The organism is Proteus faecis, from assembly GCF_003144395.1.
GTDB classification, from domain to species: Bacteria; Pseudomonadota; Gammaproteobacteria; order Enterobacterales; family Enterobacteriaceae; genus Proteus; species Proteus faecis.
This window is the reverse complement of sequence record NZ_PENZ01000032.1, coordinates 1-23,232: the sequence shown is the minus strand read 5'-3', so window position 1 is coordinate 23,232 and position 23,232 is coordinate 1. Positions and strand designations below refer to the sequence as shown.

Annotated in this window: 17 protein-coding genes; 9 read left to right on the top strand and 8 right to left on the bottom strand. The window is 39.1% G+C overall.

Annotation, left to right across the window (positions count from 1 at the left end):
* On the bottom strand, window positions 1–951 hold the full coding sequence (thrB, locus tag DK858_RS08840; RefSeq protein ID WP_109397095.1) for a homoserine kinase: 951 nt from the start codon (window positions 949–951) through the stop codon (window positions 1–3).
* Window positions 933–3,392, bottom strand: a complete 2,460-nt coding sequence (gene thrA / locus DK858_RS08835) for a bifunctional aspartate kinase/homoserine dehydrogenase I (RefSeq protein ID WP_109397094.1) — start codon at window positions 3,390–3,392, stop codon at window positions 933–935. The genes thrB and thrA overlap by 19 nt, the downstream gene beginning before the upstream one ends.
* A gap of 808 nt (window positions 3,393–4,200) precedes the next feature.
* On the opposite strand from thrA, the gene arcA reads away from it, so the two are divergent.
* Window positions 4,201–4,917: a two-component system response regulator ArcA gene (gene arcA / locus DK858_RS08830; RefSeq protein WP_006535263.1), complete on the top strand. Its 717-nt coding sequence runs from the start codon at window positions 4,201–4,203 to the stop codon at window positions 4,915–4,917.
* Between the two features lie 210 nt (window positions 4,918–5,127).
* Here arcA and creA read toward each other — a convergent pair whose 3' ends face one another.
* Window positions 5,128–5,586 (bottom strand): protein CreA, encoded by a 459-nt coding sequence (gene creA, locus DK858_RS08825; RefSeq protein WP_171455359.1) that lies wholly within the window; start codon window positions 5,584–5,586, stop codon window positions 5,128–5,130.
* A gap of 220 nt (window positions 5,587–5,806) precedes the next feature.
* Between creA and robA the strand changes: the two genes are divergently transcribed.
* Window positions 5,807–6,715 (top strand): MDR efflux pump AcrAB transcriptional activator RobA, encoded by a 909-nt coding sequence (gene robA / locus DK858_RS08820; protein WP_109397093.1) that lies wholly within the window; start codon window positions 5,807–5,809, stop codon window positions 6,713–6,715.
* Between the two features lie 44 nt (window positions 6,716–6,759).
* Here the strand turns inward: robA and gpmB are convergent, their stop codons facing one another.
* Window positions 6,760–7,407, bottom strand: a complete 648-nt coding sequence (gene gpmB / locus DK858_RS08815; protein ID WP_109397092.1) for a 2,3-diphosphoglycerate-dependent phosphoglycerate mutase GpmB — start codon at window positions 7,405–7,407, stop codon at window positions 6,760–6,762.
* 51 nt (window positions 7,408–7,458) lie between these two features.
* Between gpmB and yjjX the strand changes: the two genes are divergently transcribed.
* Complete coding sequence (gene yjjX / locus DK858_RS08810; protein WP_023580954.1) at window positions 7,459–7,995, top strand: inosine/xanthosine triphosphatase; 537 nt, start codon at window positions 7,459–7,461, stop codon at window positions 7,993–7,995.
* 103 nt (window positions 7,996–8,098) lie between these two features.
* Here yjjX and trpR read toward each other — a convergent pair whose 3' ends face one another.
* Both trpR and sltY read right to left on the bottom strand, forming a co-directional pair.
* On the bottom strand, window positions 8,099–8,410 hold the full coding sequence (trpR, locus tag DK858_RS08805) for a trp operon repressor (RefSeq protein WP_036911763.1): 312 nt from the start codon (window positions 8,408–8,410) through the stop codon (window positions 8,099–8,101).
* A gap of 100 nt (window positions 8,411–8,510) precedes the next feature.
* Complete coding sequence (gene sltY / locus DK858_RS08800) at window positions 8,511–10,430, bottom strand: murein transglycosylase (RefSeq protein WP_109397091.1); 1,920 nt, start codon at window positions 10,428–10,430, stop codon at window positions 8,511–8,513.
* A 341-nt stretch (window positions 10,431–10,771) separates the two neighbouring features.
* Here sltY and ettA point away from each other — a divergent pair, with 341 nt between their 5' ends.
* Window positions 10,772–12,439, top strand: a complete 1,668-nt coding sequence (ettA, locus tag DK858_RS08795; RefSeq protein ID WP_109397090.1) for an energy-dependent translational throttle protein EttA — start codon at window positions 10,772–10,774, stop codon at window positions 12,437–12,439.
* A 105-nt stretch (window positions 12,440–12,544) separates the two neighbouring features.
* Here ettA and DK858_RS08790 read toward each other — a convergent pair whose 3' ends face one another.
* Window positions 12,545–13,342, bottom strand: a complete 798-nt coding sequence (locus tag DK858_RS08790; RefSeq protein WP_109397089.1) for an energy transducer TonB — start codon at window positions 13,340–13,342, stop codon at window positions 12,545–12,547.
* A gap of 171 nt (window positions 13,343–13,513) precedes the next feature.
* Here DK858_RS08790 and DK858_RS08785 point away from each other — a divergent pair, with 171 nt between their 5' ends.
* The 5 genes from DK858_RS08785 (at window position 13,514) to DK858_RS08765 (ending at window position 22,492) form a co-directional block, all read left to right on the top strand.
* The gene (locus DK858_RS08785) at window positions 13,514–14,062 is read left to right on the top strand and encodes an RNA polymerase sigma factor (RefSeq protein WP_109397088.1); all 549 of its coding nucleotides are present in this window, start codon (window positions 13,514–13,516) and stop codon (window positions 14,060–14,062) included.
* Window positions 14,052–15,080 (top strand): FecR family protein, encoded by a 1,029-nt coding sequence (locus tag DK858_RS08780; RefSeq protein ID WP_228407265.1) that lies wholly within the window; start codon window positions 14,052–14,054, stop codon window positions 15,078–15,080. The genes DK858_RS08785 and DK858_RS08780 overlap by 11 nt, the downstream gene beginning before the upstream one ends.
* A 103-nt stretch (window positions 15,081–15,183) precedes the next feature.
* Window positions 15,184–17,931 carry a TonB-dependent receptor gene (locus tag DK858_RS08775; RefSeq protein ID WP_109397087.1) on the top strand — a complete coding sequence of 916 codons (2,748 nt, stop codon included), beginning with the start codon at window positions 15,184–15,186 and terminating at the stop codon, window positions 17,929–17,931.
* A 63-nt stretch (window positions 17,932–17,994) separates the two neighbouring features.
* Window positions 17,995–19,704 carry an ABC transporter ATP-binding protein/permease gene (locus tag DK858_RS08770; RefSeq protein ID WP_109397086.1) on the top strand — a complete coding sequence of 570 codons (1,710 nt, stop codon included), beginning with the start codon at window positions 17,995–17,997 and terminating at the stop codon, window positions 19,702–19,704.
* A complete protein-coding gene (locus tag DK858_RS08765) occupies window positions 19,694–22,492 on the top strand; it encodes a M16 family metallopeptidase (RefSeq protein ID WP_109397085.1) in 2,799 nt (932 codons plus the stop codon). The genes DK858_RS08770 and DK858_RS08765 overlap by 11 nt, the downstream gene beginning before the upstream one ends.
* A 113-nt stretch (window positions 22,493–22,605) precedes the next feature.
* On the opposite strand, the gene DK858_RS08760 is transcribed toward DK858_RS08765, so the two are convergent.
* Complete coding sequence (locus DK858_RS08760; protein ID WP_109397084.1) at window positions 22,606–23,022, bottom strand: DoxX family protein; 417 nt, start codon at window positions 23,020–23,022, stop codon at window positions 22,606–22,608.
* Window positions 23,023–23,232 lie beyond the last annotated feature (210 nt).

Here is a 23,232-nt window from a genome sequence, read left to right as displayed (position 1 = left end):
TTATCCTATCTGTCTTGCGCCACGCGTATCTATACGGCAGATATGTACAAAGCCTTCACTGTTTTGTACGTAGTTTTGTTTCAGCCATTCGGCCATCTCTTGTGCGATTTCTAATGAATCACTAATCGTAAAAATGGTAGGCCCTGAGCCTGAAATACCACAAGCTAACGCACCTTTCTTCTGCGAAGCCTCTCGGGCTTTTTCAAACCCCGGAAGAAGTTGGGTTCGATAAGGCTCTGCGATCACATCTTGCATCAAACTAGCCGCTAGCCCTGATTGCTGAGTATGACAAGCATGGATAAAACCAGATAAATAACGACCGTGGTTAATGATGTCTGCTTTAGTGTATTGTTTTGGTAAAATCGCTCTAGCTTCTGCCGTAGAAACTTTAATTCCTGGATATGCCATAACCCAATACCAATTATCAAAAGTGGGTACAGACTGACAAATAGTGCCATTTTGTTCCAAAATCAGTTGTAACCCACCTAAATAACAAGGTGCAACATTATCATAGTGCACACTACCTGAAATGCGGCCTTCAAGCTCCCCCATCATCAGTAGCAATTGTCTTTCATCAAACGGCTTTTGAGCAAATTCATTAAGTGCAACCAATGCAGCAACAACAGAACAAGCACTTGATCCTAGACCAGAGCCGATCGGCATATTTTTTTCAAGCGTCATTGCGACTGGAAGTTCTTTTCCTAATTTTTCACAAAATAGCTGCCAACATTGATACACAATATTTTGTTTAGGATCTGAAGGTAATTTGCTAACAAAGTGCCCTTTACTTTCAAGTGTAAATGTCGAAGCCGCGTCAACGGTGACACAATCACCCAGTAATTGCCCATCTATAGGTGAAACTGCCGCGCCAAGAACATCAAATCCGACACTCACATTGCCTATTGATGCCGGTGCATAAACTTTAACCACGCTTAAACTCCCAATTTCCATGATAAGGTACGTAACACATCTGCAAATACCCCAGCAGCAGTAACATCATTACCAGCACCATATCCACGTAATACCAATGGAATAGGTTGATAGTAGCGAGTGTAAAAGGCTAAAGCATTCTCACCATTTTTTACTTTAAATAGAGGATCATTTGCATCAACAGCCATTATCTTAACTTGGCATTTGCCTTCATTGATGATGCCGACATAACGTAATACCTTACCTACCTTTTGAGCCTCTTCGACTTTTGCATCAAATTCCACATCAACTTGAGGTAAACGGTTTAAGAAGCTTGCTACATCACCTGTGCTATCAAATGAAACGGGTAGTACAGGCTCCACATCGATATCACTTAGTTCTAATTTATAACCCGCTTCTCGCGCTAAAATAAGCAGTTTACGCGCAACATCCATACCGGAAAGATCATCACGAGGATCTGGTTCAGTAAAACCTTTATCTTTAGCTGAAAGAGTCGCTTCAGATAAGCTTTTACCTTCATCTAATTGACCAAAAATGTAAGATAATGACCCTGAAAGAATACCATTAAATTGAACTAACTCGTCGCCTGCATTTAGTAAGTTTTGTAAGTTTTCAATAACCGGTAAACCCGCACCTACGTTAGTGTCATACAAGAACTTACGGCGCGAAGCTTCTGCGGCTTGTCGAATTTGATAGTAATAATCCATCGACAGCGTATTCGCTTTTTTATTTGGTGTAACCACGTTAAAGCCATTTTGTAAGAAATTTGCGTATTGTTGCGCAATTTCTTCGTTTGATGTGCAATCCACAATCACTGGATTTAAGAAGTGGTACTCTTTTTCTAAACGAATAAGCTGACTAAAGCTAAAAGGCTCTTTGGCTTCTTTTAAGGCATGTTGCCAATTATCTAAATCAATACCTTGCATATCTGTCAACATGGCTCTTGAGTTAGCAATACCACATACACGAAGATCAATATGCTTATTTTTCAACCATGCTTGTTGACGATGGATCTGTTCGATTAATGCGTTGCCTACACCACCAACACCGACAATAAAGACTTCCACTATTTGATTAGTGTTGAAAAGCATTTGATGACATAAACGTACAGCATTGGTTGCTGAATCATTGGCAATAACAGCTGAAATTGAGCGTTCTGAAGAACCTTGAGCAATAGCAACAATATTAATATTGCCACGAGTTAATGCAGAGAAAAATCGCGCTGAAATTCCTTTTAAAGTACGCATACCATCACCTACAACAGAGATGATAGCAACGTTTTCCATGATATCTAATGGGTCAAGCACACCATCTTTTAATTCTAAATAGAATTCATCTGATAATGCTTTTTGCGCTCTAATCAGTTCTTTTTGGGGGACACAAAAGCTAATGCTGTATTCAGAAGAAGATTGTGTAATCAGAACAACAGAAATACCTGCTCTCGACATAACCGAGAACACACGAGCAGCCATTCCAACCATGCCTTTCATACCTGGGCCAGACACATTGATCATCGCCATATTATTAAGGTTGGTGATCCCTTTAACTGGTGTACTATCGTCTTTTTGACCATCACCAATTAATGTACCCGGCGCGTCTGGATTGCCAGTGTTTTTTATTAAGCAAGGAATTTGAAATTGGGCGATTGGCGCAATAGTACGTGGATGAAGTACTTTTGCACCGAAGTAAGAGAGTTCCATCGCTTCTTGGTAAGACATGCCTTTTAATAGACGCGCATCAGGAACTAAACGAGGATCACAAGTATAAACACCGTCAACATCTGTCCAAATTTCACAGCACTCCGCACGTAAACAGGCCGCTAATACAGCAGCAGAGTAGTCTGAACCATTACGACCTAATACCACAAGTTCATTCTTTTCATTACCTGCAGTAAAACCTGCCATTAAAATTATATCGTCTTTTGCGATATTGAGTTCTAAGATGCGACGAGTAGACTCTGGAATATCAACGGTCGATTCTAAATAATGACCTTGTGCGAGTAAATTTTTGACAGGATCGATCACGGTGACATTATAACCACGTGCCTGTAAAACGGATCCCATAATGGCGATAGAAAGCTTTTCACCGCGACAAATCATCGCCGCATTGATGCTATCAGGACATTGACCTAATAAAGATATCCCATGAAGAATATGTTTGATCTCTGCAAATTCACGCTCAACTTTATCTTTTAAGCGCTCATAATCAAAACCAGGTTGTTTTTCTCTTAAACCTTGTAATAAGTTGGCAAAAATTTGCTCGGCTTCTCGTACTTGAGTGAGAGGATCTTCACCTTCTGCCGTTTTTTCAATCATTGCAACCAAGTAGTTAGTTATCTTGGCCGGTGCTGATAGTACAAGAGCGACTTGTCCCTGCTCTCTTTTTTTCTCAGCGATATCAGCAACATTCAGCACACGCTCTGCGTTGGCAACTGAAGTTCCTCCAAATTTTAACACTCGCATACAGCTCTCCTGATTTTTCACCCCAAAAAAAACCCGCATTTCTCAATGCGGGCTTTTTCGATTTTCGTTTTTTATATGCGCCAGCCCGCCCCGCGATATAAGATCTCGGTGGTGGTGGTAATAATTGTCATGTTAGCTTGGCTGTAAATGCGCATAACTATCCTGTCTGTCTCAAAATTAGTTTGACTATATACTGGTTAAAGCAAAGCGAGAGAGATGTCAAACTTTTTCTCTTTTTTTACTAAAAAAACGAATTCGACTTAAATGAAATTTATTCGAATTTTACCCCTATTGTAGTATAGAAATTACTATCACAAAGGGATAAATAAAGAAAATAAGGCTACTATCTTTGAGTTATTTGGGCATTTGTACTTTTATAAGGAATAAGGTATTTTATGCTACTTTAATTTGTGTAACAAAACTGGCAAAAAAAATAAACCCCACTATATTTAACATATATTTTTCTTTTACATTACATAAATCAAATTATATAGTTAACTATTGAAATCAAGGTTAAGCTGTTATCTTGATTTTGATATGTGTCAACAAAAGTTAGCTTTTTAGATGGTATTTAATACAACTGGTGTTATATTGCTGTTAATAGACTATGGGCGTTTTGCATTCTGATTTTAACGTCCATTATCGATTAATTTTGCAAGTTTTGTAATAACGTGATGGTTATTTATCGAATTTTCAATCTGGGTCTAGTTTTTACGTGCTAATAACAAAAATGAATAACCACACAAGCGCACACAGAAGTTAAACACAGATTTCCTTTTTCTATTTTTGGTAATTTTAGGTAGCAAATATGCAAACCCCGCACATTCTGATTGTTGAAGACGAAGTTGTTACTCGTAATACCCTGAAAAGCATATTCGAAGCTGAAGGGTATATCGTACACGAAGCCACTGATGGCAATGAAATGCACAATGTTCTATCTGATCATGATATTAATCTGGTCATTATGGATATTAACCTTCCTGGTAAAAACGGGCTGTTACTTGCTCGTGAATTACGTGAACAGGCAAGTGTTGCATTAATGTTCCTAACAGGTCGTGATAATGAAGTTGATAAAATCTTAGGCCTAGAAATTGGTGCCGATGATTACATTACTAAACCATTTAATCCTCGTGAATTAACGATTCGTGCACGTAACTTACTGTCACGTACCATGAATTTAGTTAATGGCACAGAAGAACGTCGTTTAGTTGAAAGCTATAAATTCAATGGTTGGGAGCTTGATATTAACAGTCGCTCACTAATCAGCCCTGCTGGTGAACAATATAAATTACCACGCAGCGAATTTCGTGCGATGCTACATTTCTGCGAGAACCCAGGAAAAATCCAAACTCGCGCAGAATTACTGAAGAAAATGACAGGTCGTGAACTGAAACCTCATGATCGTACTGTTGACGTAACTATCCGTCGTATTCGTAAGCATTTCGAATCAACACCTGATACACCAGAAATCATTGCAACAATTCATGGTGAAGGCTATCGCTTTTGTGGTGATTTAGACGAGTAATTTGATATCATATCAAGCACTTAACTAACAAAAAACCCCTGAATAATATTCAGGGGTTTTCTTTTATCTAAAGATGGATTAATAAAATCACAAAAGGTGAAAATTGATCTCAGCAACTATTTTGAAAAAAATATGACTTGTTTTTAAAAAAATTTTTTAACCTTATTCGTATTAATTTTATTAATCATTAATTTCTCTAGCAAATAAAAATCACTCTTTCCACGGCATAATAGGTACGGCACTAATCGCATTTTTTGGCGAACCATCAATAACTTTATCGGAGTAAGTCAAGTAAACCAAAGCGTGGCGCTGTTTATCGTAAAAACGCACAACTTGAAGCTTTTTAAATACGAGTGATGTTCTTTTCTGAAAAACAACATCGCCATTATTTTTCCCTTTAATAACCTTTTCACTTAGTTCAATAGGCCCGACTTGCTGGCAAGATATCGCCGCATCAGCAGTATCTTCAGCAAGACCTAAACTACCTGAAATGCCCCCAGTTTTTGCTCGGCTTAAATAACAAGTGACATTTTTAACTTCAGGATCATCAAATGCTTCAATCACAATTTTATGGTTAGCGCCAAAAAACTTGAATACCGTATCCACGTAGCCAATTTCTTCTGCTTTTGCCATCAAAGAAAAAGGGAGTAAGATAGACACTGCTAGCATCTTTTTGAAATTTAACATATTTACCTTGTTCCATTGAAAAGATGAGAAATAGTTCAGCCTAGAATAAAACAATCTATTACTAACTGATAGAAGAATTTGTGTACATTAGCCGATGAAAAAGACTATATTTTACGATTATCTAACAATATAACTTGTTATAGATGTTCAGGCTCTTTACCATCTACTGCAATAAATAAACGAATATGACTAAGGGAGATGTATGGATCAAACCAACATCATACGTGATTTACTCGCTTGGCTTGATAGTAACCTAGACAAGCCATTATCCCTCGATAATGTCGCAACCAAAGCGGGTTACTCCAAGTGGCATTTACAACGCATGTTTAAAGAAGTTACAGGACAAGCGATTGGTTCTTATATTCGTTCAAGGCGTCTATCCCGTGCAGCCGTTGCATTACGTTTAACGAGTCGCCCTATTTTAGACATTGCTTTGCAATATCGTTTTGATTCTCAACAGACCTTTACCCGCGCTTTTAAAAAGCAATTTGATAGAACCCCCGCACTTTATCGTCGTACAGATGAATGGTGTGCGGTAGGAATTTGTCCACCAATTACCTTAGATCCCCAAAATTTACCTAAATGGGAATTTGTAACGCTATCTGAGAAAAAATTAATTGGTATTGAGCAAACTTGTAGCCATACCCTCGAGCAATGGGCTGAAGCCTGCTCTAACATGCGTCAAACCTTCTGGCACTACTACATGAGCAAGATAAGCTCTGTCCCTCATCAAGTTTATGGACTTCACCACACACAACATAGCGATGAGCATGAAGACGAACAACGCGTGCTTTACACAACCGCCGTTGAGCCAGACTATGCGACATTCATCGATGATGATGCGGCAAATGAAGTCACTCTTGCTGGTGGTGATTATATTCGCTTTGATTTCGAGGGGGAGGCAAAACGCGGTGCAATGCAGGAATTTTTATTCCTAATTTATGGTGTCTGCTTACCTAATATGGGATTAACGCGCCGTAAAGGCTATGATGTTGAAAAATACTATCTTAAAAATGTGCGTTACAGCAATGAGATGGTGACTGAACCACAAGATCATATCGAACGTTTTGAATATTACATTCCAATTAAACGCGAAGATGTAACCGCATAAGAAAAAAGCTCTCTTTGTGATATGAAAAAGAGAGCTTTTATTTTTTAACGCTGTACTTCATCTAGTGCAATATCAGTAAGATGACTCACATCACCCGCCGTTTCAATCACCCAACCATTAGCAAGCCAAGGGCTATTTTGATAATCAACACGTGAAATTGAACAATTACGCAGTCTTAAACGGCGTTCTGCATATGCAGGTAATCCCAATACTGTGCTCAATAAGCACCCTAAAGCAATACCATGACTCACTAAGAGTGGACGGCTATTTTCGGGTAAATCAAGACATTGATTTAGTGCAGCCTGCATACGACTGGCTAATTCTGCCATTGATTCTCCTTGGGGAATTCGCCCATCGGGTGTACCATCAATCAAACTCTTGCGCCAAACCTCTTCTTGTGTCTTTAATGTTGCGATCTCTCGCTGTTCAAGAACGCCCATATTGAGTTCACGTAAACGTGGGTCAGTTATCACTTCACAGCCACAAGCTTGTGCAATGATTTCTGCCGTTTGACGAGTACGGCCAAGATCGCTTGAGATAATGTGGGTAATGCCTGCTGATTTTACTTTTTCAGCAACTTGCTGTGCTTGACGCACACCATTCGCTGTTAGCGGGCTATCAGATTGCCCTTGAATACGTCTCGCCACGTTCCATTCAGTTTCACCGTGGCGAACAAGATAGACCTGTAACATACATTTTTTCCGTTATACTGCTCTAATTTTTCAAAGGATGATTAATTCATTATGTATCATGTCATTGCAGCCACTACGAATCCAGCAAAAATCAACGCGATAAAACTCGCTTTTGAGCAAGTGTTCGGTAAAGATACCTTTGATATTGAAGATATTAATGTCGATAGTCGTGTTCCACAGCAACCTATCGGAAATACAGAAACGAGAACTGGCGCACGCCAACGTGTGATGGCAGCTCGTCAAGTTCGCCCTGAAGCTGATTTTTGGGTTGGCGTTGAAGCCGGTATTGAAGATGATATGACCTTTGCTTGGATTGTTGTCGAACATGGCCAAATTCGAGGAGAATCACGCTCAGCAAGTCTTATGTTACCCGAGCAGATCTTAAAAGGGATCCGTGAAGGTCGTGAGCTTGGCGATGAAATGGCTTTCTTAACAAAAATTGACAATATTAAACAGCGTGGCGGTGCAATTGGTTATTTTACCGATGGCTTACTCAGTCGCACCTCTGTATATCAACAAGCATTAGTGCTGGCATTAGTCCCTGTCACTCATGATATTTATAAAGAACTCAATCAAAAAGAAGATTAATAATTAATCTGATGTGTTTTTAGATAAATAAATAACAAAAAAGCCATTTAATCAAATAATTAAATGGCTTTTTATTATTCTAGTTTAGATCATAACAGCACGACTATTTTTTTGTCATTAGCTCTTTTTCAAGCCATAATTTCACATCATGTGGTGCTGTTTTTAAACTATTAGAGCCTCTAGTGATGGTGGCAATACCAACACCTAACTCTTCTTTTAACTCACGCTGACTTAAATCCCCTCGCATTAACTCTTGCACAATGCGAACTCGTGTTGCCAAAGCACTACGTTCATCAGGTGTCATTAAAAGTTGTAAAATAGGAAATTGCACATCTTGCTCAAAGGCATGTTGTAATAACTCAACAAATCTTAGCCAGTGCTCATTTTCTTCAGGTGATAATGCAGGATCTTGCATCGTGGGAACCTCTTTTGCCACACTCATTAACTAGTACATAGTATAACATACTTTGCTAATGTACAAAGAGGCACCAACGATAAATCCGCGTTATTCTCTTTTAATACCGACTATTCCACTCGTTTTCAGTCAAGACCGGCTGCTGTTCACCGGCAAAATAGCTATAGAAAACAGCAAAAGAGAGCACATTTTTGACATAACCTCGCGTTTCAGCAAAAGGAATACTTTCAACAAACGCTATCGCATCTAATTGACCATTTGCATCAGATAACCAACGATCAACACGTGCAGGCCCTGCATTATACGCAGCACTTGCTAAAATACGGTTTTGGTTAAAACGCTGATAAACAGAATCAAGGTAAGCCGTACCAATCTCAATATTTTTCACCGGATTAGTTAACTGTGCACTACTTACATATCCCGTAATACCTGCTTGTTTTACCGTAAATTCGGCTGTTTTTGGCATTACCTGCATTAAACCTGTTGCACCAGCTGAAGAGCGAGCTTGAGGGTTCCACGCACTTTCTTGACGAGCAATCGCCATCGCATAATTGCGATCTATCGATTTATCTTTTGTGTATTGCTCAAACTCATTTTTCCAAGCAAGAGGAAAACGTTCTTCTAGATGATCCCACATTTTCCCTGTGATAGTGGCCTGCACCGCTAAATCAGCCCATTTTTGCTCATACGCATAACGTGCTAATTCAGACTGTATTTGTGCTGGCTGTGAAGCTACATAATTTGCCCACTCTGATCGCGCTAAGTTGTCCATCTGCCAATACATTAATTCACGAACACGCTGTATTTCTGGCTGATTAGGAATAGTTGATGAAACACTTGGTGCTTTATCTATTACCATCACATAAGGTTTACCTAATTTAGCGGCAGCAACCATTGGATAAAAACCACGATGTTGCGTTAGCGCTTCTAAAATAGCTTGAGCTTCACTGTTTTTACCTTGTGATTGCAACACCATTGCTCGCCAATAACGCCACTCTTCTTTATTTTTACTTTCAGGTGAAAGTCTTTCTAACCACAAAGTCAATTCAGTCGGTTGATTTTGGCTTAATGCTAGACGTACACGACGCTCACGTAATGTATCTGATGCGGTATCTTGAATAACACTATCACGCCATTTTACCTGCTCTGGTGTCGCATAAGGCATATATTGCCACGCTACTGTATCACGCATTAACTGACGTTCACTCGCCGTCATTTTTTGTGCATGCGCAATATTATCAATCTGTGCTCGAGCTGCATCTGCGTCTTTTCTAGCCCAACGTGAAAATGCGGATTGTATGATGGTACGAGTAAAATCCGTCGGTGAAAGCGCGGTTGCATAGCGTCCCACTAAATTTGGATAGTCTTGTAATTCAACCAAGGCATCACTAATAGTTTGATAATTTTGAGGAAGACGTCGAGCCAAGTAAGCCGCCAGCCCCGTATTACCATTTTTAATCGCTAAGTCAATTCGCTCTAACACTAATTCTGGTGTTAATTGATTCGCCTTTTGCCATTCATCAAAAAGAGGATCGCAACTTGATGGCATTGAAGTACCATTTAGCCATGCTTCTTTAGCCCCAATCCATGCTGTTTGAATATCACCTGTTGCCCACTTTGCATAATAGTAATTACATCTTGCGGCTTTAGGATTAGGTGGATTTGGACTAAAAGTCAGTAAATTTTGCCACTCTTGGCGCTTCGCTAGTTCATTCACAAACAGAGATGGAAGCGCTCTTGCTGGAGGGAGTGTTGGATATTTTTCAACAAATTCAGAAACAACCGCCGGTGCCACAATATCAAGATTATCTGTAATTTGACGATATTCTAAATAGGGATAAAGTGGGTAATCTTGCAATGTAGGCAGTAATTTTTCAACTTCATCTGTTTTTTTTAGATCCCACGCTGCTTTAATTTCTTGATAACGAGCACGTTGTTCACTTAATGAGTCAGCGTGTGCCCATGCAGAAAAACACAATGCCCCTATTGCGAATGTTAACGACCACTTTTGCTTCACCACGTTATTTCTCCCACCTCAAATAAAACCGCCAAAGAGTGAATACATTAGCTAATATGATAATCATTAACAATGTAAGTTCCCCTCTTTAACAGAAATTTTCTTCACTTTCAGAGGAAGTACGAAAGGTAGAGAAAAACCTCTCTTTTGACTAAGGTTTTCTTTTATAAATCGGGTATACTGGCGACTTTCATCATTTTCGGGTCTTTGGCAAATACTGACATTGACTTTGCTATTGTTCATTTTGGTGCCATAAACACGCGACTTAATCACAAAAAATTTGTTTTTAGCGCAAAAAGTGGCACCTTAGATAAAATCTCTTTTATAATCAAAGGGTAATTATAGTGGCTCAATACGTTTATAGTATGTTGCGTGTCGGGAAAATTGTCCCACCTAAGCGACATATCCTTAAAAACATTTCACTCAGCTTCTTCCCGGGCGCGAAAATTGGTGTGCTTGGTCTTAATGGTGCGGGTAAGTCAACATTACTACGCATCATGGCAGGTATTGATACTGATATCGAAGGTGAAGCACGTCCACAACCAGGTATTAAAATTGGTTACTTACCACAAGAACCTAAATTAAACCCGGAACATACCGTACGTGAAGCCGTTGAAGAAGCGGTTAGCGAACTGAAAGACGCATTAAACCGCCTTGATGAAGTTTATGCGGCTTATGCCGATCCTGATGCTGATTTCGATAAATTAGCAAAAGAACAAGGTCAGTTAGAAGCGATTATTCAATCTCATGATGGTCATAACCTTGAAAACCAATTAGAACGAGCGGCAGAAGCGCTACGTTTACCTGACTGGGACGCTAAAATTGAGAAACTTTCAGGGGGGGAACGTCGCCGTGTTGCTATCTGTCGTCTTCTTTTAGAAAAACCAGATATGCTGCTATTAGATGAACCAACTAACCACTTAGACGCAGAATCTGTGGCTTGGTTAGAGCGCTTCTTACACGATTATGAAGGCACTGTTGTCGCGATCACGCATGACCGTTACTTCCTTGATAACGTAGCGGGATGGATCTTAGAGCTTGACCGTGGTGAAGGTATTCCTTGGGAAGGTAACTACTCTTCATGGTTAGAGCAAAAAGACGCACGTCTTGAGCAAGAAGCTGCAACTGAAGCGGCTCGCCATAAATCTATTCAGAAAGAACTTGAGTGGATCCGTCAAAATCCTAAAGGCCGTCAAGCAAAAGGTAAGGCTCGTCTTGCTCGCTTTGAAGAACTTAATAGCGTTGATTACCAAAAACGTAATGAGACCAGTGAACTCTTTATTCCACCTGGACCACGTTTAGGGGATAAAGTGTTAGAAATTAATAATCTAACAAAATCTTATGGTGATCGCGTTCTGATTGATGATTTAAGCTTCTCTATTCCTAAAGGCGCAATTGTCGGTATTATCGGCCCTAACGGTGCAGGTAAATCAACACTATTTCGGATGATCTCTGGCCAAGAACAACCCGATTCAGGCACCTTAACACTTGGTGACACTGTTAAACTCGCATCTGTTGATCAGTTCCGCGATAGTATGGACGACAGTAAAACAGTTTGGGAAGAAGTTTCAGGTGGCCAAGATATTATGCGTATTGGCAACTTTGAAATTCCAAGCCGTGCCTACGTTGGTCGCTTTAACTTTAAAGGCGTTGACCAAGGTAAACGTGTTGGCGAACTTTCTGGTGGTGAACGTGGTCGTTTGCACCTTGCTAAACTGCTACAAGTTGGCGGTAACATGTTACTACTCGATGAACCAACCAACGACCTCGATGTTGAAACTTTACGTGCATTAGAAAATGCCCTGTTAGAGTTCCCAGGCTGTGCTATGGTTATTTCCCATGACCGTTGGTTCCTTGACCGTATTGCTACACATATCATCGATTATCAAGATGAAGGTAAAGTGGAATTCTTCGAAGGTAACTTTACCGAATATGAAGAATACAAAAAGCGTACATTAGGTAACGATGCTATTCAGCCTCGCCGCATAAAGTACAAACGAATGAGTAAATAATCGCATCGATTTACTGTATTCAATAGAAAAAAAGCAGAGATTATTCTCTGCTTTTTTCTATTTTATTAGTTTGAAATTTAATAACTAATTGTAGAACTGTAATAATTAACTCTCTTGCCTGTAATCAAAACCTAAAGGTACGGTAAACGAAATATTTCCATTGACTAAACGATAGCTTTCAGGTGCTGGAAATGGCGAAGCGCGTTTAATTGTATTTAACGCCTCTTTATCAAGAATGCGATTACCTGAAGATGTTTCCACTTTCGCATCCAATAACTCACCTTTTGCATTTAACATAATAGATACTTGTGTCACGCCCGTTGCTTTAAAACGCAATGCTGTTCGTGGATAGCGTTTATAGGTATTAATATGGCTATGAACCAAACTTTCCCACCCTATTTGTCCACTCACAGAAGAGGAAGATAAACTATTAAATTGAGCACTACTGCTTGTATTAGAACCAGAAGCAGGTGCACTTGTTATATCTGATGGCGCTTCTGAGACAGGAAGATCATCAGGTACTTTTACAGCAACTGGTTTTGGCTTAACCACGGGCTTTACTTTTGGCTTTTCGGGGAGGCGTTCATAAGTACCTTGTTCAACCACAGGCATTTTTGGCAAGTCCAATACTTCTTTAATTGGTTCTGGTTCTATTTCTGCCGGCTCGGGAACAGACATAACTTTTTCAGGACCAACCGGAACATCTTTTGTTTCTGTCTGAGCTAATTGGTAAACCCCGAGATCCATTGTTATTGCCGGTGGTAAAACACCATAACGTTCATCTTTAGCTGTTATCCAGCCAATAGCGACAACAACTAGCGTTGCATGAAATAAAACACTGGCAGTTAATCCACCAATAGAAAACGACCAACGGCGTGGGAAAGTCGCCGATATACTACTCATAATTCTTGCCTCTGATTTTCTTTCTGATGAATTATAGGCATAATACAAACACAAATGATATTGCTTATTATTAATAATACAATAAAAAATTAGCTTGATAATTATCATAACTTGTTCGCTTAAGAAGCAGTAAGAGCTTATTATTTCACTCTTTTTTAAACACCAGAGATTATGGCTAGCAATAAATCATTGGCACAAAAAATTAGTTGTGCCTATCAATCAACCTATGGACAACTTGTGCGTTTTTTCCACAAACGTACGGGTAATTACCATGATGCAGATGATTTGTCTCAAGATGTATTTACACTATGGCTAAACAGAAAAGAACAAACACCCGTGCAAGAAGAGCGTGCTTTTCTGTTTAAAATAGCGAACCACGTTTTAATTGACCATTGGAGAAAAAATCAAAAACAAAAAGATCTCTATCAGGATGACTGTAAACTCGATGATGCCACTCAAAGTTATACGACAGAGATTGATCCGGGATATGTCCTTGAGCACCAACAGCGTTTAGATCTACTTAGCGAAGCAATTGAAACATTACCTCCACGCCGTCGAGAAGCATTTGTTCTTTATCGTTTTGATGGATTATCACAAAGCGAAATTGCAGAGCAAATGGATATCTCAATCAGTATGGTGGAAAAACATATTGCGGCAGCCCTATTATATTGCAAAAGATATGTCGATGCAGGACAGGAGAAATGCACGAATGATGAGTAAGCCGGAAAAGAATATACCGGAAACTAAACCTCACGTAGATGAGGATCTAGACTCACTTTTTTTAGCGTCTGATGATGAATTACTCAATGGATCACCTGATGAGCAAGCAGCTCTTTGGTTTACCCGACAACACAGTCAAAGGATAACCCCAAAACAGCGCCAAGCGTTTAAAGTGTGGATAGAAAATGATGTAAACCGGCAGGCATATCAGGATATTGCAGGTATCTGGCGTCAATGCGATGCATTACCACGACCAACAATAACCACGGTTGAAAAGAAAAAACGCGCTCCTTGGCGTCCGATGATCCACACCACGGCTGCACTTTGTTTACTCACCGTTTTATATCTTCCTTATAGTCATTTACCTGCATTACTGATGGATAATATGACGCTTGCAACCAGCCATTCACCGAAAGAAATGACCTTAGCTGATGGCTCTAAAGTTTATTTAGATAGAAATACACAGGTCAGAGTGGCTTACGTGCAAGAAGAAAGACGATTATGGCTAGATAAAGGGCAAGCCTATTTCAAAGTAAAATCAAACCCGTATCGCCCTTTTTATGTTCATGCTGATACCCGATTAATTAAAGTTGTTGGCACTGAATTTGAAGTTAGTCACTATGATAACAATCAAGTTAACGTTGCTGTCCATGAAGGGATTGTCGAAGTAAAAGCAACACCAAAATCTTCTCCAGCCTATTTATACGCAGGCTATCAAGCCACCAGCACATTAGCCAGTGACAGTTTGGTTATCTCTTCGGTCAAAATTGATTCCGTGGGAAGTTGGCGTTTTGGTCAACTGCATTTCTTTGAACGCCCATTGAATGAAGTGATAACCAAACTCAAACCTTATCTTGATATCAATGTTCAAATTTCCTCCCCGGAAATTGCCAAAATGAAAGTCTCTGGGATCGCTAACATAAACGATGCCAAAAACTTTATTACCGCAATTCCACTTATATTACCGGTTAATGTTGTTTTTACTGACAAAAATAATGCTTTAATTATCAACAAGTAAATTAAAATATGAAAAATATTCTTTTTTACAGGTGAGGATAATTCTCATTTCACCCTCTTCCTTAGTAACAACAATTATTAAGTTAGTGAATGGGATTGGTGAAATGAGAATACATAATAAAAAAAGGGCTCTTAAGAGGCCTTTGCTAGCATTACTAATAAGTACCACGATTGCTACACCTTGCGCTTACGCATCTACAGTTTCAGTCGCTTTACCAGAACAATCTTTAGCTGATTCATTAAGTGCTATTGCAAAACAAGGGCAAGTTCAAATTTTATTTGACGCAAATTCGGTTAAAAACCTACGAGCCCCCGCACTTTCAGGCCAATTTGAAACCCAAACAGCATTACAAAAGGTCTTAATCGGTAGTGGGTTAGAAATTATTCCACAAGACAGTGGATTCGTTATTCGTCCCCTTGCAACGGCTAATGCGATCGTTATTCCTGAAGTTAAAGTAACAGGTGTTGGTAGTACTTATCATCCGGCTACTGATGTGGTTTCAGCCCCACAATACATTACTTCAGAAGAGATAAAACAGCGTAATACGGGTGATGGTAACATCACTGACTTACTCAAAAGTAACCCTGCTGTTCAATTTTCCAATAATGACAGCACATCAATGAATCAGGGTGAAATTAAACCTTCACGTATTTCTATTCACGGCTCTAGTAGTTATCAAAACTCTTACAAACTTGATGGTGTCAGTTTTAACAACGACTTTGACCCCGCCAATTCAGGTAATGGTGAAACCAATACTCGTATTACTAGTGATGAACAAGGGATGTACCTTGATAGTCGCTTAATTGATAGTGTCACTGTTTACGATAACAACATTCCGGTGGAATTTGGTGGATTTACAGGCGGTAGCGTTGATGTACAGAGTCGTCGTTGGTCTGGCGAAACCCACGCTAATGCCTATTACCGTACCACTCGTTCAAGTTGGAACAATATTTTCACCGATCCAAAACTAAACTTTGATACTGCAAATAACGATTTCAGTAACCCTGCACGTTTCCAGAAAAAATACGATAAACAAAACTTTGGTGGTTGGTTTGAAACAAGCTTAACAGACAATACCGGGATTATTTTCTCAACATCACGCAGAGAATCAACTATTCCGATGATGATAAGTACCTCAGGAGGCATTATTCATAATGCTAATGGCGAGTTAGAACATTTAGAACAATCACCTCATTATAAAGATCAAACTCGTACCTCAGATAATTATTTTCTGAAATACTCTTGGAATATTTCAGAAAAACAAACATTTGATTTATCAACAAATATTGCTAGATACAAAAGTTATTTATTCTCAAGTTCAGTCTATAACTCAGGTTATGATAATGAACATAATGGCTTAAGTTTTACTGCGCTCTATAAGCACCAATTAAATCTTGGCTCATTAGAGTTAACCGCAGGTTATCAAGATTTAGAAGATAAACGTACCAATGATCAAAATTATTTCATTGCCGTTGAAGATTGGAGTGATTGGAAACACCCTCAACGTATATACAGTGGGGGGCAAGGTGATTTAAAAAGTCAGCAAAAAACTTACAGTGCCAAAAGTATTATGCGTTTTAATCCTATCGAATGGGGAGCGGTTTCTCATCAACCAACAACAGGATTTGAGATAAATAGAACCAAAGGTTCTTATATCCGAACTTCACCTTATTATAACTATAGCTATAGAGGCTCGACTTATGATGGCGAATGGATGGGAGGATTAGCACAGACAACTCGTTACTTAGCAGGCACGCATGATGCTACCTATACCAGTTACGCTATTTATCTTGATGATAATATTCAATATAAACGTCTGACATTACGCCCAGGTATTCGTTTAGATCGTGATGATTTTGTTCAAAAAAATAATATCTCTCCACGTTTAAGCGGAACTTATGATATTTGGGGTACTGGTAATACATTACTTATTGGTGGTGTAAACCGTTATTATGGCCGATCTATGCTCACTTATTCTCTCTATGGTGCGCAAAATGCGGGTTTACAACATTGTTATATGGATTGTTCAGATAATAAATGGACTAACCGCACTGACTTTGATGGTATAGACGCTTTAAAAACGCCTTATAACGATGAATTCACCTTAGGTTTACAACAAGAAATTGCCTCAACAACATGGCGTTTGCAATACACTCATCGTAACGGTCGCGATGAAGTTCGCAGTGATACAAAATACCCAGATGCTAAAACAAAAGAATTATTGAATATACGTCAGTTTAATAATAACGGGCGCAGTTCACACGACACAGTGACGTTATCAGTTAAAAATAGCCAGCCGTGGGAATTGGCACAAGCTGATCATGTTTTCAATGCTTCAATAAGTTGGCAACAAAGCAAAACTAATACCCCTAAAGATTCAGGTTATGCCGATCTTAGACCCAATGTCCAAAATGTTAACCATAATAAAGTGTCATATGATGGTAAAATCATTGATGCCAAAGACTTACCTTCTGGCAACTTTAACTCCCCATTAAAAATCACCGCCGACCTCACCAGTGTTTGGGATGAATGGAATGTGACTTGGTTTAACCAATTGCAATGGAATAGCTGGCGCTCTCAAGCAGAAAAAACCAATAACGGTAACCCGATTCAAACCCCTGAAGATGGTTACATTTATGCCTATAAAAAACAGAACTACAGTAGCCGCTTTACTTGGAATACCAAACTAAGCTGGCAACCTGAGTTTGCTTATGGTGTAGGTGTCTCTGTTGAAGTGAATAACGTTCTTAATACTCGAAATGTTGCTGATCACTTCACTTACAAAGATAAAGAATACAAATCGTATGAACCAGGTCGTCAGTTCTGGTTACAAGTCAGCTACGACTATTAATAAATTGACGAAGTTAATGTGAGCATACAAGTCGATATACAATAAAAATATGACCAATAAGCAATGAAAACAATAAAACAATTTTTCTATTTAGTTTCACCTTTTTGGGGGCGGCGTGCCGCCCTTTACTGCTGGTTTCTATTGATTATCTCTTTGACCTTAACCCTGTCATCGGTTTGGTTTAACGTCAAAATGAATGAATGGAATGGCAGTTTTTATAATGCATTACAACAACTTGATGGACAAGCGCTGTACAAACTTCTTCAACAATTTGTCATTATTATTGCCGGATTAATTACTGTGGTGGTAATGGGTGATTTCTTACGCCAAAAAATGGTTATTCGCTGGCGAGAAGGTATGACTGAACAAGTACTGGATCGCTGGTTATCAAAAAACAGTAAACACTATATGTTAAGGCTCACTTCTCAAGAGCCTGATAACCCAGATCAGCGTATTGCAGAAGATATTCGTTTACTGATCGAATCAACAATGCGTTTAACTGTGACATTTTTACACTCGTTACTCACTCTTATCACCTTTGCCACCATTCTTTGGTCACTGTCTGGCGCTATCTCTTTCACATTAGGTGGTAGCGAATGGACTATTCCTGGCTATATGTTCTGGGCTTGTATTATCTATACCATTATCGGGATCACCATTACGCAGTTTATTGGTTCGCCATTGCGTAAAATTAATATGGATAAACAGCGCAAAGAAGCTGATTACCGTACAGCACTCATCACCCGTAAACAACATGGTGATGCGATTGCCGGCCAACGCGGTGAAATCAGTGATCGCAACGAATTAATGAGCCGTTTTTTAGGGGTTATTCATAACTGGAATAACCTTATCCGCTACGAAAGAAATCTTGCATTCTTTACTGTGGGCTACCAACAAGCTACTGCAATGGCTCCCATTATTTTTGCCTTACCTAAATTCCTTGCAGGCGAGTTAATGCTTGGGGGATTAATGCAATTAAGACAAGCATTCTCTAGTGTTGCAGGTGCATTAAGCTGGTTTATTTTCTCATATAAAGAGATTGCTGCATGGCAAGCAACGGTGACACGTCTTTATAATTTTGTGGTGCTCTTAGAACACGACCATGAGTCTGAAGTCGCTGATTTAAATGATAAACAGACTAAATTAAAAGCTCATCTCTCTCTATTTATGCAAGATGACAACCTATTAATCCAAGAAGTTGACCTCTCTGTAAAAGCGGGTGAATTAATCGTTATCGAAGGTTGTTCTGGTTTAGGTAAATCAACATTGCTTAGAGCGTTAAGTGGACATTGGCCTTATTTCAAAGGAGAAATTCAACGTTCGCCAAATGTGTGTTGGATCCCACAACGGATGTATCTGCCTTTTGCACGTTTAGATAGTTTGCTTGCTTATCCTTGTCAGCCAAATCAATTCTCCGCTAAAGAGTATGAAGAAGCACTCCACTTAGTGGGCTTGGACAAAATAAAAAATCAACTTTCACTGGAAACGGATTGGACAACACGTCTATCAGGTGGTGAGCAACAACGCCTTATTTTTGCTCGTTTATTACTCAATAAACCGGAACTTATTTTATTAGATGAAACCACCTCTGCACTTGATGAACAAAATGCATTAAACATGTTGATGTTGCTAAAACAACATCTACCAACTGCGGGTATTGCCTTAGTCAGCCACCAGCGCTTTACACATGTGATTGCAGATAATGTGCTTTCATTAAAAGCCCCGACCGAGTCCCCTTCTCAATCTGCAGGAGATAGCGAATATGTATCGTAAGTTATTGATTGTCGCAGTCAGTCTTTCACTTTTAGGATGTACCACAGGCACCTCATCTCAAGGTGATAATAGTGTGCTATCACTACGCCCTGATGTTCGCCATTTTACGTTAGATAATGGTTTAGATGTCTACTTACTACAACGCCCACAAACGGGTGTTGAAATGCGCCTTTTAGTTAAAAGTGGATCAGTACAAGAAGATGAAAAACAGCTCGGTTTTTCACACTTTACTGAGCATATGGCGTTTAAAGGTACGACTCATTTTCCAGGAACAACAGGGTTTAAACAACTTGAAAGTCTGGGCATGAAGTTAGGTAGTCATGTCAATGCTGCAACAAGTTTAAATGCGACGACTTATAAACTGTCATTACCAAATGCAAACCCGATCCAAATTAAAACAGGGCTACAAATCTTATCAGATTGGGCATTTGAAATGACATTTGACCCTATTGAATTTGATAAAGAGCGTCCCGTTATTGTTGAAGAATGGCGTTTGCGCCAAGGTATCGGTTTTCGCATTAACCGTCAGTTAGAAGAGTTACGTTATCACGGTAGTCGTTATCTAAATCGTGATCCTATTGGCGATTTAGATATCGTTAAATATGGCGATGTGAAAGATGCAAAGCGCTATTACGATACTTGGTATCAACCAGAAAGAATGGCATTAGTACTGGTTGGTAACTTTAATCAAGGCGATGCTATTGCCGATATTAAGCAACTGTTTAATGCTAAAAACAGCGAGAATAAAGGGATTGACGATCCATCTTGGCACAATTTTATCGATCACAATGATCTACTTGTTAAAACGATTTTCGACAAAGAGCAAGGTTCGCGTATTTTACAGTTCACCTTACAACGGACTTTGCCTGCCCCTTTAAATAGTCGCCAAGGTCAATATGAAGATTTAATGGATTCATTATGGCTGTCAATTTTAAATCAACGTTTCTCCACTATCGTTGATAATGGCTTAATTGCATCTATTAGTGCCAATGCTCAAGGTGCAATGTTAGATGCTCGTCGTTCACAACAATTGATGATTGCACATCCTAAAGGTAATGATTACCAAGGCGCATTAGATATCTTATTTACAGAAGTTCAGCGTCTAGCCTCTGTACCCGTTACTCAAGAAGAGTTAGATAATGCTCGCAACGCGTTGTTAAAACGTCTAAGTCAACAAGCTGCGAGTGAAGAACGTTACGAACACGATTATTTAGCCAACCAAATTACGACAGCCATTGAATTGGATATGCCAATTCAAACTAAAAAACAGGCGCTAAATTTAAGCTATCAATTAATCAATAAAGTGACCCCTGAAACATTATCCGCTTATTTTGCCCAATATCTCAAACAATCATCGCCACGAGTTGCTGTAATTGGTCCTGATAATGACGCTAATCTGTTTAATGCAACTAAAGTCGCACAACGTTGGCACGAAATTAGGCAATCAAACCCGGGGCCATTTACGCTAAAAACTCAAGATGTTGTGTTAGATATTAAACCTGAACTCACAGGTTCCGTTGTTTCAACGCAATCACTGCCGATTGAAGAAACACAAGAGTGGACATTAAGCAATAACGTAAAAGTGATTGTGAAAAATGACAATTATCTCAAAGATAATATTCAAGTTTCACTGCGTATTCCAGGAGGCTCTTCACTTGAGACAAATCAAAGCTTAGGCATGGTGCTATGGGCATTAAAATTACCTGAATTCAGTGGATATGGTCATTATAATGCACGTGAATTGGCGTTATTTAGCAAGCAACACAAAATAAGTTTACGCCCTTATAGCGAATTATTATTCCATGGTTTTCGTGGCGAAGCACCAATTGATGAATTAGAAACCTTACTCACATTAATGCATCTAAAAATAACGTCTCCACAGTTTAATGGCGAAAAGTTAGAACAACAAAAGCAAGCCATGGCATTAGGTATCTCAAAAACACCTGTTGAACGTACTTTCTTAGATAATATCAATAAAGAAAGCTACCAAAATGGCGATCGTTTAGTGGTTTCACCTCAAGGTGCTTGGAAACAATTTACTGCCCAACAATTGCAACAAACAAACCAAATGATTTTAGGGCAACCTGCTGATATGACGTTAGTTATCAGTGGACCTGTCAATCTAAATCAAGTTAAACCTCTTGTTGAACGCTGGATAGCGAGTTTACCAACGCGTTCAGAGCAACGCCTATTTTGGGCAGATCCCGCTATTAATCCGAAGCTTATTTCGTTTAACAAAACATATCCTATTGCAAGTAGTGATAAGAGCATGGTTAGCATTCAATATGCAGCACCTGCTCAATGGTCACAGCAACAAGTATTAGCGCTAAATTTACTCGATACCGTGATCAGCCAACGACTAAGACTCAACCTACGTGAAAGAGCTGGTGGTATTTATTCACTTAGTTTCTCTGAAGTATTAACGAAAATGCCTACAAGCTACTATACTGGTCGTTTAAACTTTACGGCATCGCCTGAGCGCGCAGATGAATTAATTACGCTTGCTCGTAAAGTCGTGAATGACGTTAAACAGTCAGGCATTACGGATCAAGAGTTACAAGAAGCTAAAAATATCTGGCTAACTGAATATTCACAGATAACTGACAGTGCAAGCTATTGGACAGATGCTCTTGCACAAGTTGCAACCGATGACCAACAGTATCAGCGTTTACTCACTTATCCCGCCATTATAAAAACATTAAATATTAATGATATAAACCAAGTCGCTCAGCAATGGTTAGGTGAGAATGAAAAGATCTTTAAATTAACTCCCGCCAATAAAAAATAAGTCTTAATCGTTACAAAGAGAACGCCCAGTTCAAATTAACAAACTGGGCGTTTATTCATCTATTTTAATCAAGTTATAACGATAACATTCAAACTTATTGATTATTAAATTTATTAATCTTTTTTGACAGCAAAACGCCCACTACCTAAAAACATAACAGCAATCGCGGCAAATAGATAAAAGCCCGCACTTTCTGGTGCCCATCCCCCAGTTTTAGGGTTTAATGCAAATAGATCACCAGAGTGAACCATCAAAACAGCAACCAACATTGTACCGGCTAAAACAAATGCTGAGACACGAGTAAATAAACCAATAATCAGTAGGATAGGAGCAACCACTTCCCCAATAATGGTACCGTAAGCAATAAAGGCTGGTAGATTAAAGTTAGCTAACATGCCCTGAATACCCGCTAATCCTCCTGGTTCCATTTTATGAAGTCCATGTAATAACATTAAAACACCAAGAGAAACACGTAATACCAATTTACCTAAGTCAGAACAGTCAACAAGTTGATTAAATTTATTAATCATAACGTCTCCGAATTCAAAATAGTGATGTGTGTTTTTAATACGTATTAATAGGTACACTACATTATATGATGAAATATTATGAATGAGTGTGATTTTTATTATCACTATTTGTACTCATAAACTCATCACTTAGCGAAAAACGCCGTAAACCCTCGCCCAATGCGGGCGGGGATATAAGGCGAAAAGCCCGCAGGGCTTTAAAGATCAATC